General features: G+C 47.1%; 17 protein-coding genes. 6 read left to right on the top strand and 11 right to left on the bottom strand.

Translation table 11 applies throughout. The features are described from left to right. Positions 1-38 precede the first annotated feature (38 nt). From KNQ09_RS02535 to KNQ09_RS02515, 5 genes are read right to left on the bottom strand one after another with little or no spacing between them, the layout of a single operon-like run. Positions 39-1,229 (bottom strand): acetyl-CoA C-acetyltransferase, encoded by a 1,191-nt coding sequence (locus KNQ09_RS02535; protein WP_064300167.1) that lies wholly within the window; start codon positions 1,227-1,229, stop codon positions 39-41. A 13-nt stretch (positions 1,230-1,242) separates the two neighbouring features. Beyond that, the gene (locus KNQ09_RS02530) at positions 1,243-2,019 is read right to left on the bottom strand and encodes a 3-hydroxybutyrate dehydrogenase (RefSeq protein WP_214857233.1); all 777 of its coding nucleotides are present in this window, start codon (positions 2,017-2,019) and stop codon (positions 1,243-1,245) included. 5 nt (positions 2,020-2,024) lie between these two features. After that, on the bottom strand, positions 2,025-2,687 hold the full coding sequence (locus tag KNQ09_RS02525) for a 3-oxoacid CoA-transferase subunit B (RefSeq protein WP_214857231.1): 663 nt from the start codon (positions 2,685-2,687) through the stop codon (positions 2,025-2,027). 13 nt (positions 2,688-2,700) lie between these two features. Further along, a complete protein-coding gene (locus tag KNQ09_RS02520; protein ID WP_056060627.1) occupies positions 2,701-3,402 on the bottom strand; it encodes a CoA transferase subunit A in 702 nt (233 codons plus the stop codon). Positions 3,403-3,427: 25 nt separating this feature from the next. Then, positions 3,428-4,867 (bottom strand): GntP family permease, encoded by a 1,440-nt coding sequence (locus KNQ09_RS02515; protein ID WP_035398062.1) that lies wholly within the window; start codon positions 4,865-4,867, stop codon positions 3,428-3,430. 241 nt (positions 4,868-5,108) lie between these two features. On the opposite strand from KNQ09_RS02515, the gene KNQ09_RS02510 reads away from it, so the two are divergent. From KNQ09_RS02510 to KNQ09_RS02495, 4 genes are all read left to right on the top strand, one after another. Continuing rightward, positions 5,109-6,224, top strand: a complete 1,116-nt coding sequence (locus tag KNQ09_RS02510) for a GGDEF domain-containing protein (RefSeq protein WP_214857229.1) — start codon at positions 5,109-5,111, stop codon at positions 6,222-6,224. A 55-nt stretch (positions 6,225-6,279) separates the two neighbouring features. Beyond that, positions 6,280-6,447 carry a hypothetical protein gene (locus tag KNQ09_RS02505; RefSeq protein ID WP_023467823.1) on the top strand — a complete coding sequence of 56 codons (168 nt, stop codon included), beginning with the start codon at positions 6,280-6,282 and terminating at the stop codon, positions 6,445-6,447. Between the two features lie 13 nt (positions 6,448-6,460). Beyond that, positions 6,461-6,865 carry a DUF350 domain-containing protein gene (locus KNQ09_RS02500; protein WP_023467822.1) on the top strand — a complete coding sequence of 135 codons (405 nt, stop codon included), beginning with the start codon at positions 6,461-6,463 and terminating at the stop codon, positions 6,863-6,865. A gap of 592 nt (positions 6,866-7,457) precedes the next feature. After that, positions 7,458-8,441, top strand: coding sequence for a hypothetical protein (locus KNQ09_RS02495; RefSeq protein WP_214857227.1), 984 nt, complete (start codon positions 7,458-7,460; stop codon positions 8,439-8,441). A gap of 302 nt (positions 8,442-8,743) precedes the next feature. Here the strand turns inward: KNQ09_RS02495 and KNQ09_RS02490 are convergent, their stop codons facing one another. From KNQ09_RS02490 to trhA, 5 genes are all read right to left on the bottom strand, one after another. Beyond that, positions 8,744-9,493, bottom strand: coding sequence for a hypothetical protein (locus tag KNQ09_RS02490; protein ID WP_214857225.1), 750 nt, complete (start codon positions 9,491-9,493; stop codon positions 8,744-8,746). A 131-nt stretch (positions 9,494-9,624) separates the two neighbouring features. Further along, positions 9,625-9,885 (bottom strand): hypothetical protein, encoded by a 261-nt coding sequence (locus KNQ09_RS02485; RefSeq protein WP_214857224.1) that lies wholly within the window; start codon positions 9,883-9,885, stop codon positions 9,625-9,627. A gap of 20 nt (positions 9,886-9,905) precedes the next feature. Then, the gene (gene rpiA / locus KNQ09_RS02480; RefSeq protein WP_214857222.1) at positions 9,906-10,604 is read right to left on the bottom strand and encodes a ribose-5-phosphate isomerase RpiA; all 699 of its coding nucleotides are present in this window, start codon (positions 10,602-10,604) and stop codon (positions 9,906-9,908) included. Between the two features lie 42 nt (positions 10,605-10,646). Beyond that, on the bottom strand, positions 10,647-12,371 hold the full coding sequence (locus KNQ09_RS02475; RefSeq protein ID WP_214857220.1) for a M3 family oligoendopeptidase: 1,725 nt from the start codon (positions 12,369-12,371) through the stop codon (positions 10,647-10,649). 119 nt (positions 12,372-12,490) lie between these two features. Then, entirely contained in the window at positions 12,491-13,138 is a 648-nt protein-coding gene (gene trhA / locus KNQ09_RS02470) for a PAQR family membrane homeostasis protein TrhA (RefSeq protein ID WP_023467814.1), read from the bottom strand. A 112-nt stretch (positions 13,139-13,250) separates the two neighbouring features. Between trhA and KNQ09_RS02465 the strand changes: the two genes are divergently transcribed. Both KNQ09_RS02465 and KNQ09_RS02460 read left to right on the top strand, forming a co-directional pair. Next, positions 13,251-13,766: a DUF1836 domain-containing protein gene (locus KNQ09_RS02465; protein ID WP_214857219.1), complete on the top strand. Its 516-nt coding sequence runs from the start codon at positions 13,251-13,253 to the stop codon at positions 13,764-13,766. 54 nt (positions 13,767-13,820) lie between these two features. Next, the gene (locus tag KNQ09_RS02460; RefSeq protein WP_214857218.1) at positions 13,821-14,786 is read left to right on the top strand and encodes a DUF4003 family protein; all 966 of its coding nucleotides are present in this window, start codon (positions 13,821-13,823) and stop codon (positions 14,784-14,786) included. 76 nt (positions 14,787-14,862) lie between these two features. Here the strand turns inward: KNQ09_RS02460 and KNQ09_RS02455 are convergent, their stop codons facing one another. Then, positions 14,863-15,129, bottom strand: a complete 267-nt coding sequence (locus tag KNQ09_RS02455; RefSeq protein ID WP_214857217.1) for a hypothetical protein — start codon at positions 15,127-15,129, stop codon at positions 14,863-14,865. Between the last annotated feature and the right edge of the window lie 7 nt (positions 15,130-15,136).

The following is a 15,136-nucleotide window of genomic DNA, read 5'->3' as shown; positions in this document are numbered from 1 at the left end:
ACGGGAGCATGCATCTCCTTCGTCTCGTGCTTTATTAGTTAATCTTCGTATTTTTTGACGATCGTCGCTACCCCTTGACCGCCCCCGACGCATAACGTCGCAAGACCATGCGTCTCACCGGTCCGCTCGAGTTCATGGATCAACGTAACGAGAATCCGCGCCCCACTCGCACCGATCGGATGACCGAGCGCGATCGCACCGCCGTTGCGGTTGAGTTTCTCATGCGGGAACTGTAGCTCCGCATCGACCGCGAGAGATTGTGCCGCGAACGCTTCGTTCGCTTCGATGACATCGATCTCGTCAAGCGTCAGTCCCGCTTTATCGAGTGCCTTTTGGACCGCTTGGACGGGACCGATTCCCATGATGCTCGGGTCGACACCGGACGTTCCGTTCGCAACGATCTCAACGAGTGGTGTCACGCCGAGTTCTTTTGCCTTTGTCGCGGACATGATGACGAGCGCCGCAGCCCCGTCATTGATGCCAGATGCATTGCCTGCCGTGACCGTTCCGTCCTTTTTGAATGCCGGGCGCAAACGACTGAGTGTTTCGACAGATGTTCCGGCACGCGGAAACTCATCTTGATCAAAACGGATCGGGTCGCCTTTTCGTTGTGGAATCAACACTGGCGTGATTTCCGAGACGAACCGTTCTTCCGCTAATGCCGTCTGCGCTTTTTGCTGACTCGTCGCCGCGAACTGATCCTGGGCTTCGCGGGAAAGTTCATAGGCGTCGGCTAAATTCTCTGCCGTGATTCCCATGTGATAGTCATTAAACGCACACTCAAGTCCATCCTGGATGATCGTATCGACGAGCGGTTGGTCACCCATCTTCAGCCCAGACCGTGCGCCCGATAGGACATACGGCGCTTGGCTCATGTTCTCCATCCCACCGGCAACGATGACATCGGCTTCGCCCGACTTGATCGCCTGATACGCGAGATGGACGGCCGAGAGACCGGATCCGCAGACCTTGTTAACGGTCATCGCTGGACATGTCTCCGGTAATCCGGCAGCGAGTGCCGCTTGCCGTGCTGGATTTTGACCAAGTCCTGCTGAGAGAACGTTACCGAAAAAGACTTCGTCGACGTGATTCCCAGCGACACCTGCTTTTTCAAGTGCTGCGCGGATGACTGTCGCTCCGAGTTCCGTTGCTTTGACGTCCTTCAAACTCCCATTAAAATTTCCGATCGCCGTGCGCGTCGCACTGACGATGACGACTGCTTCACTCATCTGCTCCATCTCCTTATTGAATCGTATATCCTCCATCGAGTACGTTCGCTTGTCCCGTGATCCCTTTTGCTTTACGGCTCGCGAGGAACAATGCATAATCCGCGATTTCCTCGACGGCGAGCAACCGTTTTTGTGGAACGAGCGGATAGATGACTTCCTCGAGTACCTTCTCAAGCTCGACGTGACGCGTCTTCGCTAAGTCTTCCATCTGATTGCGGACAAGTGGTGTATCGACGTACCCCGGGCAAATCGCGTTGACGGTGATTCCGTGTTCTGCTCCTTCAAGGGCTGCGACCTTCGTCAAGCCGAGCAACCCATGCTTCGCCGAGTTATACGCCGCCTTCCCGGCAAAACCGATCAAACCATTGATCGATGCCATGTTAAGAATCCGTCCGTAGCCTTGTTCCTTCATGATCGGAAAGGCATGTTTGATAGCGATGAACGGCGCCGTCAACATGATCTTGATCATCAATTCGAACTTCTCCGTCGGAAACTCTTCAATTGGTGAGACGTGTTGAAGACCCGCGTTATTGATCAAGACGTCGAGTCGACCAAACTGTTCGACCGTCTGCTTCAAGACGGCTTCGACCTGTGCTTCATCGGTGACGTTGAGTGTCATACCGACCGCTTCATGACCAGCTGCGCGAATCGCTGCCGCCGCCACTTCTGCTGCTTCCGTGCGGACGTCCGTTACGACGACCTTCGCTCCTGCCGCAGCGAACGCCTTTGAGATTTCAAGACCAATTCCGCTTCCTGCACCTGTTACGAGTACGATATCTCCTTGAACCATCTGCTTCACTCCCCTGCCGTCACGCGCTCGAGTTCCGGACTGACCGTGAATCGTGCTTCCGTGACTTGTTTGACGTCTTCGACCGTATGACCATTCAGCGTCTCGATCAAGACCATTCCGTCCGGTGTGAAATCAAAGACGGCCCGGTCCGTAATCAAACGGTTGACGACAGCGCGTCCTGTCAACGGCAAAGTACACACCTGTTTGACTTTCGATTCGCCGTGTTTGTTGACATGCTCCATGATGATGACGACGCGTTTCGCTCCGTTGACGAGATCCATCGCTCCCCCCATGCCTTTGACCATCTTGCCCGGAATCATCCAGTTCGCGAGGTCACCGTTCTGATCGACTTCCATCCCGCCGAGGATCGCGAGGTCGATGTGCCCACCGCGAATCATCGCGAACGATTCGGCACTGTCGAAGTAAGATGCACCGGATTGTGCCGTGACCGTTTCTTTGCCGGCATTGATTTCATCGGCATCGACTTCATGATCAAGCGGATACGGTCCGATGCCAAGCAGTCCATTTTCGGATTGCAGCATGACATGCATATCGTCCGGAATCGCATTGGCGATCAATGTCGGAATTCCGATCCCGAGGTTGACGTACATCCCGTCTTCGATTTCCTGAAGTGCGCGTTCAATGATGATCTCTCGTGTCGTTTTCATATCCGTCTCCTCCTCAAGCTTCCCGGACAGTCCGGCGTTCGATGCGTTTTTCATAATCCGTTCCGACGACGATGCGCTGGACGTAGACAGCAGGTGTATGAATCTCGTTCGGATCGAGTTCACCGACTTCGACCAGTTCTTCGACTTCAACGATCGTTACTTTTCCGGCTGTTGCGACGATCGGGTTAAAATTGCGTGACGTCTTCCGGAAGACGAGATTCCCGAGTCGATCTGCTTTCCATGCCTTGACGATCGCAAAATCGCCGACGATTCCTTCTTCGAGGAGATACGTCTTCCCGTCGAACTCCTTTTGTTCCTTTCCTTCAGCAATCGGTGTCCCGACGCCTGTTGGTGTATAGAAACCGGGAATACCAGCTCCGCCGGCACGGATACGTTCGGCAAGTGTACCTTGTGGGACGAGATCGACTTCGATCTCGCCACTGAGGTATTGTTGCTCGAACGTCTTGTTTTCCCCGACATACGATGAAATCATCTTCTTGATTTGTCGCGTCTGCAAGAGGAGACCGAGTCCGAAGTCATCGACGCCACAGTTGTTACTGACGACCGTCAAATCCTTGACGCCCTTCTCTTGCAACGCGGTAATTGATTTTTCCGGGATTCCGCAGAGTCCGAAGCCCCCTACGACTAGCGTCGCCCCGTCAAAGATGTCTGCTGTTGCTTCCGCGAATGATTCGTATACTTTCCCCTGTTTCATCTGATGATGCCCCCTTTAAAAATCCTTAGTACAAGCCAGTCAAGCTATACAATCCGATCATCAAGAAGACCGTCACTGTCTTGAGGATCGTAATCATGAAGATGTCCTTATACGACTGACGATGCGTCAGCCCCGTAACGGCAAGTAACGTGATGACGGCACCGTTATGCGGTAACGTATCCATTCCGCCGGACGCCATCGAGATGACGCGGTGCATGACTTCCGGTGGTACGCCGCCTGATGTGATGGCTTGCGTATATTTATCCGACATCGCACTTAACGCGATCCCCATTCCACCTGATGCGGAACCGGTGACACCAGCTAGTGTTGTCGTCGTGACGGCTCCGTTGACGAGCGGATTCGTGAATGTCTCTGAGATCCCGCTTGAGACGGACTTGAATCCTGGTAATGCCGCGATGACGCCTCCGAAACCATACTCAGCACCTGTATTCATGACCGCTAGGAGCGCGCCACCGATACTGACGTTCAGACCAGCTTGGAAATTCGTCTTGATCTTCGGGAAGTCATACAGCATCGCTGCGAGAATTCCAATCAATAACGCCATTTGGACGGACCAGATCGCAAGAACGGCCGGTGTCTCGATCTTTCCGAATGCTTCTAGACCAATTGCTGAAAAATCAAATCCTTCCGGATACCATTTCGGAATCGAGAGTGTGAAGACTTTGTTCATGACGGCAACGAGGACGAGTGGAACGAAGGCAAGGACTTGCCGATAGACCGGTTGACGATCCGTCTCGAGCGTCATTTCTGGTTCGTTCTTCAACTCCATTTGCGGTGCGGCACTTGCAGCTGTTGCTTCAAATCCAGCGTATCCTTCCCCCGCTTGATGGGCTTTTTTCTTACGTGACTCGAGATACCACATGCCGACGACTAGGATGAACAATCCACCGACCGTTCCCATGATCGGTGCAGCGTAGATATCCGTTTTGAAGAACGTCGTTGGGATGACGTTTTGAATCTGTGGTGTTCCTGGTAAGGCATCCATCGTGAACGTGAATGCACCAAGTGCGATTGTTCCCGGGATGAGGCGTTTCGGGATGTTCGCTTCGCGGAACAAGTTCGCTGCGAACGGATAAACAGCGAAGACGACGACGAACAGGCTGACACCGCTATATGTAAGAATGGCGCCGAGTAAGACGATGGCAAGAATGGCGCGTTTCGCACCGATCATGCGGATGATCGTCTTTGCGATCGATTCTGCGATACCAGACATCTCAACGACTTTTCCGAAAATCGCTCCGAGGAGGAAGACCGGGAAGTACGCCTTGATGAAGCCGACCATCTTTTCCATGAAGATATTCGAGAAGAAGGGTAACACCCAATCCGGGTTCGTCAGTAAGACGGCGAACAAGGCACAGATTGGCGCAAATAGGATGACCGAAAAACCACGATAGGCAACGAACATCAATAGGGATAAGGCAAGAAGAATGATGACAAGTTCCATAAGTAGATCTCCTTCGATTTTAGTAAGCGCTTTCATATCGCTTCTTCATCATTTAACAACGCAGTATCGAGGAGGTCAATTAAATTCCGTCAAACTATAAGTACAGCTTATAGAAATCATAAGTTCACATTATAGACACAATTACATCAGATAGATTATTTTTTCAAGGAACAGGAGTTAGTCCTTTTATGGCGTATGTCTTTTAAGTAACGTACTTTTTATTTGAAAGGATGGACATTTCATGAAAAGCATCCTTTTTGACGTCTTGCATAACGTGACGCTATTAATGGCTGGTTTCTATCTGCTCGGAAAATTATCACCGCTTCCAATCACCCGTGACTCCCCACGTCTAACGCGCGTGCTGTACGGTCTTGCCCTAAGTGTCATCTCTTTACTACTCATGCAGATGACGATTGAAGCAGCACCTGGCGTCATGGTTGATTTGCGTCATATTCCGGTCGTCGTCGCTGCCTACTTTGGTGGCGCCATCCCGACAACGATCGTGACGATCGCGATCATCATCTATCGTTTCAGTTTAGGAACGAATCTAGCAGCCTTCACCGCATTCGGTTTCATCGTCGCCGTCGCCTTAGGAACGAGCTTAATCGTTCGCGAGATGCCACCCTATGCAAAACGAACATTCACACTCGTGACAATCTATGCGACGGCTTTACACGCTCTTGTCTTATGGATTGTCTTACCGAAACAGATTCTTCTACTTGAAGTGATGGCAGTCGTCATTCCTGCTTCCTTCGTCAGTAGTTGGCTCGCCCTAGTGATCATCCGTGATATTCGGTTGACCAAACAATCATTACGGATGCTTCGGCAAAAAGCGCAACTCGACTTTTTAACAGGATTAAATAATTCACGCGCCTTCAACGAATACTATACGGATGTCAAACAGCGATTGATCCTAAACAAACAGTCGGTCGTGTTGTTGACGATCGATATTGATCATTTTAAACAGGTCAACGATACGTATGGACATGAGGCGGGCGACGAGGTGCTACGACAGTTCGCCAATCGACTGCGCGATGGAGTAGCAGAAAGCGGGTATTTATCCCGTAACGGCGGCGAGGAATTTTCGGTCCTGTTTGAGGGTGTTCCGCTTGCTGAAGTCCTGCCTTTAGCAGAACAATTACGTGAACGGATCGCTTCTAGTACGTTCCGACTAGCGACGACAGAGCTATCGCTCACGGCATCGTTTGGTTTAGCCGCGTACGATGAGACGACACTGCAAATCGACGATCTTCTACTGGATGCGGATGCTGCCCTCTATCAGGCAAAGCAACAAGGACGGAATCAAGTCGTCCTGTTTTCTCCTAATGCAGAATCTGCCGTCAGCTTTCAAGAATAACGATGGACGCCACCTCTGAAATCCGCTACCTTTAAAGAAGAGGTAGGTGATTGGCATGAAGTTAGCAAAAGGTCCCTATATCCTGATCGGCCTCATTTTAGGTCTCTTGTTCGGATTCATTGGTGACAACTTCTATTTGTATGTATCAGCAGGTATTCTCGTCGGAGCACTGCTTGAATTGTATGTTGCATACGAACAACGCAAAAAAAATAAAAAATCATGATGGAGGTACCAGCATGACATTCAGTGATCTATTTCTTTCAACGCTCTCGTATATCGGTGTCGCGACCGTACTCCTTGCAATCGGTGTCGTCCTGTTCGAGGTGACGACGAAATCGAAGGAACTCGAACTCATCCGTAACGGGAAGAAAGCGGCCGTCTACGCCTTCGGTGGACGTATTCTTGGTCTCGCCATCGTCCTCTATTCGAGTATTTCAAACTCTGTCAGCATTCTCGATATGGTGTTATGGGGTGCACTCGCGATCGTCTTACAAATCGTCTTGTTCTATCTTGCAGATTTATTGATTCCACGTTTGAGCATGACGAAAGAGATTGATGCGAATAACGAAGCAGTCGGCTTGCTGCTCCTTTTCTTATCGATTTCGATCGGTTTGATCATTGCAGGATCGCTTACATATTAAAACACATGAAAACAGCCCTGGATCATTAGGATCTAGGGCTGTTTAGATTGTGGACAACTCTTAATTTTGTATTTCAAATGAGGAGATTTTGAGTAACGTTTGAAAAAATAAATGAAAGAGGGAAAGTTCAAAACATAAAGAAATAGTAACCAATCTTTTTTGACGTTTCTGTACCTTGTTTTTTTAACTGGGTGAAAACGAGAGCGAACTATTTCGCTTCACTAAATCCTTTGTAATTCTTTTTATTAGTAAGGTTAACTCTCACCAACCTTTTTTACTCAAGAATAATGGAAAGTGAAGTCGGCAGGTCTTCTCATTATGAATTCAATATAGCTTATCCCGAAAATTAAAAAACATGAAAATTAGGATATTTATCAAGATTGACTTATTTTTTATCACAATCATTTTTAAAGGGATTTTCGAATCATTGATACTTAAGAAATGTTTTACCATTAATTATACAAACAATCTATATTTTTTCTTAAAAAACACACTTATCTTTTTTACAAAAATAGGATATTATTTTCTGATCTTACATTTAAAATAATAAATGTGAAGTTACTATTTTATTTAATTTAAGGAGAAGATGCATTTGAAAAAAGTTATACTCTTACTTTTGACCTTTTGTGCCCTTGCTATCCATGTAGATGCTACATCACCTTACTATACAGTTCCAAAGCAACAAGGTATAAGCTCTGGAATTTATCAAAATGGTAAATTAGTTCATGCAGCGAAAAATGAATCTCCTACTTATCCGTATACCATTACTAATGTTGTATCCGCCGGTGATAATCTTTTTTATACAGAAAATGAAAAAAATCATTTTATCGACTCTGTTTGTATGTTAGCTTTTGAAAAATATGAACTTCGATTCCGCTCTAAAAACGGAGTAATTTCCACTGTAAAAGGGGCAAATATCAACGGACGAAGAGGACACATTGGAAGCGATGGAAAATACGTCTATTTTGTCTCGAATAAAAGCAATAGTAAAGGGGATTTGATCCGTATTTCTTCAACCGGAAAAGAACGAAAAATTCTCGTAACTGATGTGCAGGACTTTTGGATGTCCGATAAAGATATCTTTTATGTCAAAAACAGATCTTTCTATAAAATGAATGTTAAAAGTTATCGCTCTACTCTCTTAGAAATTGGTAAAGGAAAACTTCTCACACCTTCAAACTGTGAGAAATTAAACTATATCCATTATGATGAAGGAATCGCCTTTTTAAGCGCAGTCACTACTTATCGTCATCGATTCGATCTTTACGACTATGTGACAGGACAAACTAAAGTAATGGTTTACAAGACAAACGATCATGTGTTCAAAAATAAAAATATCACTACCATCACGATAGAGGCTATTGATTTCTTAAACGGTAACTATATAGTCTCAGAGAATAATTCATTATTTTTACGAGATGTGGATGGAAAGACCTTAAAAAAGGTAGTAACTCTGTCTAATAATCTATATGATCCTTATCTATTTTTTGAAGCAACTTACTTAAAATCAATTAACTTACAACTCGGCAAACTCACTTATTTACAGGGTAAAAAGTTATATACTAAATCTTTTTAAATATTTCTACTGTATGAGGCTCCAGTACTTTTACCATATCTTTGATGGCTTTTATTAAATCGATTTTAGTTCAAAAATAAATCACTATTCCATTTTTTAACTTAAAGAGGAAATTAAAGTTTAGCTTCAAGTAATAAACATATAAATAAAGTGTCTTGTTACGAGCTTGAAACGTTTCGAAGATGATTGTTGTTTTTGACTTTTAATATGTAAAGCAACCAATCATCTTCATGAAAGCATACTCATAAAATTTTAACAGCGACTCTATATAAAAAGACCATTCAACTTTCTGAACGGTCTTTTCATGGTTTTACAGTCGTAAATGTGTTATCCCATTCCAATAACTTATTGAACTCAGACATTTTAAAATCCTTTGGAAGGTTCGTTACATCAATCCATACCCATGAACGAAATGCTGTAGCCTTCTCGTCATCTGCTCCCATCACGATCACCTTTCCAGCCTTCATCGATCCGTCTTTCATTTTCGTCACTAATTTTGCCAAGTCTTTTTTCACCGTGTGTCGCGCTTCCTTATGTACGTTCACCATGATCTGCACATATCGCATCGATTCTTCGCTCAATTCGGTATATTGCAATACATTATTTAGTTTTACGTCATCTATGAATAATTCTGGTGGAGAGTTCACTTCGATCCTAATAAAATTGTTACCGTACACCTCTTTTGCTTCTTTAGAGACTGCTTTACGAATATCACGTGACCAAATTTCTTCCCGATATGTATCGTACAATTCATAATCATTATGATACGTTGCATAGAACGAGACATCGTCCTTCTTATCCGGTTCGTTCGTATGAAAAATTGCCCCATATTCGCTTCTAGTCGCATCGTAACGAGTGTACTCTAGGTCAAATTTCGTTTTATACTCTCGCTCTAAATCTACTTCCAATCGTTTTCCGATTTCTTTTTCTTTGATCGGATTGCCATTCATGATTAAAACGAATGAACCAACGATAACAACGAAACAAGCGATGATCACAATCCAGCCAAACTTCAACCACATACGCCTCACTTTTCTTGACCAACTATACATACATTTCCTCCTGCTGAACATTTTTAATTTTCTATGTATTGCGTTCAATTTTTACTACGCTCACAACTAAACGGCTAAAGTCCGTTCAAATCCGGACTTTAGCCGTTTTAATTACTCATAGTTGACTGCCACTATTTTTCAAGCTCTTCTAGCTCTGTCCGCGAACGCGGAAAACCATTCGCTTGCCACTCCGACCGATAGATCGAATCAAGTTTCGTCAATCCGACCTCATCCGGGTCTTTCGCAGCATCGGGACTCGGATCCTGATCGAGATGCGCTAAATAATTACGTAGCGCATCGGTCTGTGTGCCCTGTTCCCGCTTCCTGAACAACAGTAGACTCGCACCGGCAATGACACCTGCTCCAAATAAATACCGTTTTTTCAAGCCCATACGGTTTCCTTCTTTCTTTCTTAAACCAACCCACCGCCGTCACGCAGTCGTGGATGCGCGATACGTTTGACCTTTCCCTCTTCGACCGTCAGGACATGATCGGGCTGTCGCTCGAAGTAACCGGTCTCAAGCACCCCAGACCAACTCTTCACTTCTTTTGCGAATACTCGGACGTCCGAGATGGCTGATAATTCCACGTCAAGAATCACGTGACCTCCATCTGTAACGAAGGGACGATTGTCTTTCAGCCGCAACGTTGCGGAGACATGCTTATCACGCAACCGTTGTCGTACATACGGTAAGGCAAACGGATCCAGTTCAACCGGTAACGGTCCGCTTAAATGATGGACGAACTTCGAGGAATCGGTCAGATAGAGCAATTCCCGACTCATCAGTGCGACGATTTTCTCGCGAAATAGTGCACCGCCACCACCTTTGATCGTTTGAAATTGTCCGTCAATCTGATCGATCCCATCAATCGTCACATCGATTTCCATTCCCTCTTCCAAGTCGATCAACGGAATGTGTAACTGTTCCGCGAGTCGGACCGTCGCAAGTGACGTCGCCACACCTTGAATCTGTAGTCCCGCCTGCACAAGTGGACCAAGCGCCTCGATGAATCGTTCCGTCGTCGAACCCGTCCCAAGACCCACTATCATCCCATTTTTCACGTAAGTTAGTGCTGCCTCAGCGACTAATTGTTTCTCCTGTTCATACATCCGCATCCCTCCCTACATTTCTGTTCCCGTTTCGATTCGTCTTCAATCGACGGAGAGAGAGGATTCCGTTAACTTCAGGTACTGCTCAATTGCCTGGACGATCGGTTGCTGGGCTTCCATCCAAAACGCGACAGATGTCGGATCAGCGTCGAGATGACGGTTAACGATCTCATCGATTGTCGCTTGACCGGAATCATGCATGACGGCTTCAAAGACTGTCGAAAATTGACTCGGATCCGCTTGAACCGTCTGATACAGACTATTGCTGAGCAGATAACCGATCGTGTAGGGAATGTTGTAGAATGCAAGATTCGGATTGAATAAGTGACTGATGTACATCCATTTATAGCGCGCCGGTTCAGGCAATACCGGACCATAGGCTAACCGTTCTTCCTCTTGCAGGAGTTCACTTAACCGTTCGGCACTGACCGTCCCTTGCTGACGTTCCGCATAAAACCGTTGCTCGAACCGGAACATGCCGGGAACGATGCTGGCATATTTTAACCCTTCTCGGATCTTGACCTCTAGGAGAGCGAGCACTTCCTCCCGTTCCGTCGTCTCTTTGATGGCAGCATCGAGCACGAGATTCTCCATGAACGTCGAAGCCGTCTCCGCGATGCTCGTTCCTTTGACTTGATTTAAATAGGGTTCATCTTGCAGTAAATAATTATGATAGGCATGACCGAATTCATGAGCGAGCGTCGCGACGTCCGGATAACTGTCGCGGTACGTCATGAAGATCCGGCTCTCCTTGGCAATCGGAAAGGCAGCGCAGAATCCGCCCTCTGCTTTTCCAGGACGATTCTCTGCATCGACCCATCCCTCACTAAACACGTTTTCCGCGAAGGCGCCGAGCTGCGGATTCAATCGTTTGAATTGTGTCGTGACGATGGTCTCTGCCATCTCAAACGAAACGTGACGCGCGGAACGATAGGTGTTCGTCTCAAAATCATGCCATTCTCCCGTCATCCGCTCCGCCTGGGCAATCTTGCGAGCGTAATAGGCGTGAAAGAGGTCGCGGTGTTGATCGAGTGCTTCCATCATCGCTGTTAGGCTCGCTTCCGAGATCCGGTTCTGCTCAAGCAACTCGGTCAACGGTTGCTCCCAGTTCCGCATCTTGTAGGATTGCAGTCTGAAGCCGGCAATCCGGTTCAGAATCGTCGCAAACAAGTCAGCTTCTTGTGCACACGCGGTGTCAACTGCTGTCGCTGCCGCTAAACGAGCCGAACGGTCAGGTGCGAACATCGCTTCGTGTAGCCCTTGACCAATCGTGACCTGCTTATTATCCAAGTCGACGCGCAATGCCATGAAGCGCTGTTTGTAGAGCTGCCCCCAGCCTTGGAACCCGTCCACACCGAGATCCTGCAACAATTGTTCCTGAACTAGTGGTGCACGACGGGACTGGATGTCACGGCGTTCATTCAAGAAAAAGGCGTATGGTGAACCCGTGACGAGCTCCTCCCACTCTTCTTGTGACAGTGCGGCGATCTTCGTATCGAGTGCTGCTGCCTCACTGCGCACCATCGCTTGCACGATTTCGATCTCTTCGAGCAATGGATGGACTTCTGAGCGCGTGACATCTTCAGCGTACAGACAATAAATGAAGTCGCTCCATTCCTCGACGTCGCGCGCGACTTGCTGATAACGCTCGACCTGTTCTGCCACATTAGCCGGATGTTTCGTCAACGCGGCTTGTATCGTAGCAATTCCTGCTTTGACGTCATCTATCGTGTAGAGTGTCTCTAACTGCCATCGTGTGTGTTTCATGTTTTTCCTCCCTATGCGTGATCTATTCGTTCTTTCATTCGTGAGGACACTCGACTTCTCCTGTATTTTCCATCAGACACAAAAAAACTCCTTCAGCCATTGACTGAAGGAGGACATCCTCACAAGACGAAGAAGTAGACACATAGGAAATGCGCTAGGCTACCCAGTAGTACGAAGATATGGAAGATTTCATGGAATCCAAGATGTTTGAACGATAAGATACGTGGCTTCAGCCCATAGATGATGCCACCAATCGTATAGAAGATACCACCAAGGAACAACAATCCGATGCCGAGCGGTGATAAGACTTGCGCGAGTGGCGTGATCGCAAATACCATGATCCAGCCCATTCCGATGTAGAGCGTCGTTGATAACCAACGTGGACTGTTGAACCAAACCAATTTAAAGGTGATTCCAGAGACTGCAATCAACATGACGATGCTGAACAAGACCCAACCGGTCGGGCCGTTCAGACTGACGAGGCAAAACGGTGCGTAAGACCCGGCAATCAACAGATAAATCATCGAATGATCCAACCGACGCCAGATTGCGATCGCCCGGTCGCTCGCAAGCACCATATGGTAGGTCGCTGAGACGGCATAGAGCGCCATCATACTGACACCAAAAATAATCGCTGCAACGATCGCAAGTGATGCCCCCCGTTCTAACGATGCCTTAATGACAAGTGCCAGTAACCCGACAAAAGCAAAGACAGCTCCTCCAAGATGCGTTAATCCATTAATCGGTTCTCTCATATAAGCTTTCACTTTCGTTCCTCCCCTGATATGTAGTTTCGAATACTACATGGCGTTATATACGTATTCTATCATATGATGGAGAAGTAGAAAGTCCTATTTTAGCGATTTTGGAGGTTTTTTTATGACACATTCTGACGACACGAGATACGATCGTCAATTACGGCTCGAAGATATCCCGAATATCGATCTCTATATGGATCAAGTCATCCAACTGTTCGAGCGGACATTCGAGGAAACGACGCGAAGTGCAGACGAGACGATTTTGACGAAGACGATGATCAACAATTATGCCAAAAAGAAATTATTCTTTCCGGTCACGAATAAAAAATATACGAAGGAGCACTTGATTCTGATCAGCTTAATTTATCAATTGAAAAGTTCGTTTTCGATCAATGATATCAAGACGATTCTCGCGCCCTTGAACGAAGGGATCGAACAGGATCAACTCGATCTTGAAGGGTTTTACCGTGAATATCTCATGTTAGCAGAGCGAAATACAGCCCGCTTCGTAACGGAACGAGAGGCTCTGACCGTTTCGACGACCGACCCACTGGAACAGATCTTAGCGATGGCTCATATGAGTAACTTGTACCGGCGCGCAGCAGAACAATTAATTGACACCCAACTGAAAAAATAAGAGAACGCTTTCACTGCGTGATACACTAGAAGAAAAGGCAGAGGAGGAACAGTCATGGAGATCGCGACGACTTTCTTGCGACAGCTGGATCACATCGGACCAGAATTCAGAACCTATCAGGATGGTATTCTGATCGAACTGGCATTCGACCGAACGATCGGAACGGAGCAGGTTTCCGCAAGTGTGTTGCTTGAGACAGCAGATGACTTGAAAATACGCTTGCATACACAAACGACCCAGGCATTATTGCTTGCTTCGAAGATTCATGCCTTTGACGCCCACACACCGAGTCGGATTGCTGAGATGATGTCGATTCATGGCTATTTTAAATCGCATCGCTTGTCGCATCCCTTGAATGCCTACTCTACTGCCCTGTTCATCAGCCGTCTTACTCCACAGGACGCGGTACTCGAACGAACGGTACAACTATACACACGCCTCAAAAAACAACATCGGTTCATCGTGTCACCGCTATTGATCTCTTTCGTCTATTTTCACGCTACGACACGCGGTGAGTTAGACGAACTCGCCTTGCGTATCGAGATGGTCTATCAACGACTCAAACGACGGTTCGGACGCGCTCAACAGACGTATGTCGTCGCCTTGTTATTCGCTTTATTGCCTGAAGACGATTGGGATCGCTATATCGCACAAGTGGAGGCATCCCGTAAGATACATCGTAAACACCATGTTCCGCTGTCGTTCCACGGCATGCTTGCGTTACTCGGTGATCCAAACGTTCACGCTTCGTCACTCGAACAAATGGCAGAGGCGTTACGCTCTGATTTACATTTTAAATACCGGAAGGACTTAGTCTATTTGACGGCAATCCGATTATACTTGAGTCAACAAACGATCCTGCAACAGCTCTTCCCAACTTCGATTCTCCCACCGGACGGCGCCGACGCGATTCCGTTCTTACTCTTCCCTGTTGATTTGACCGACACGTCCCATGCGACAGACGGCGGGATCGACGGAGGATTTGATGGTGGTGGTGACGGCGGCGGCGGTGGCGAGTAACATTCGAGAACACTACACTAAAAAGGGCAATCGACGCGTGGCATTACTGCCGAACGTCGATTACCCTTATTTTTAGTCATTCTTTATCTTGTTGGTTGTCTTCATCAGACGGCTGGACATCCCCATCTTCATCTGAAGCATGGGACAAATCGGGAGCCTCTTCACTTGAAGCTTCTTCACTTGATGTGTCTGCTTCTTGATCTGGATGCTTCGATTCTTTTTCATCCTTCGATTTTTCCGGAACCTCCGCATGGTTCTGCGGATCACGCCCCGCAATCTCATCCTTCGTCATTCGGTTACCTGAAGTAATTGGATCCGTTTCTTTATCGTGTTGATCAGCCATTTGGCAT

Source organism: Exiguobacterium sp. s191 (assembly GCF_018618955.1).
Classification (GTDB): Bacteria; Bacillota; Bacilli; order Exiguobacteriales; family Exiguobacteriaceae; genus Exiguobacterium_A; species Exiguobacterium_A abrahamii.
This window is presented reverse-complemented; position numbering and strand designations above follow the sequence as displayed.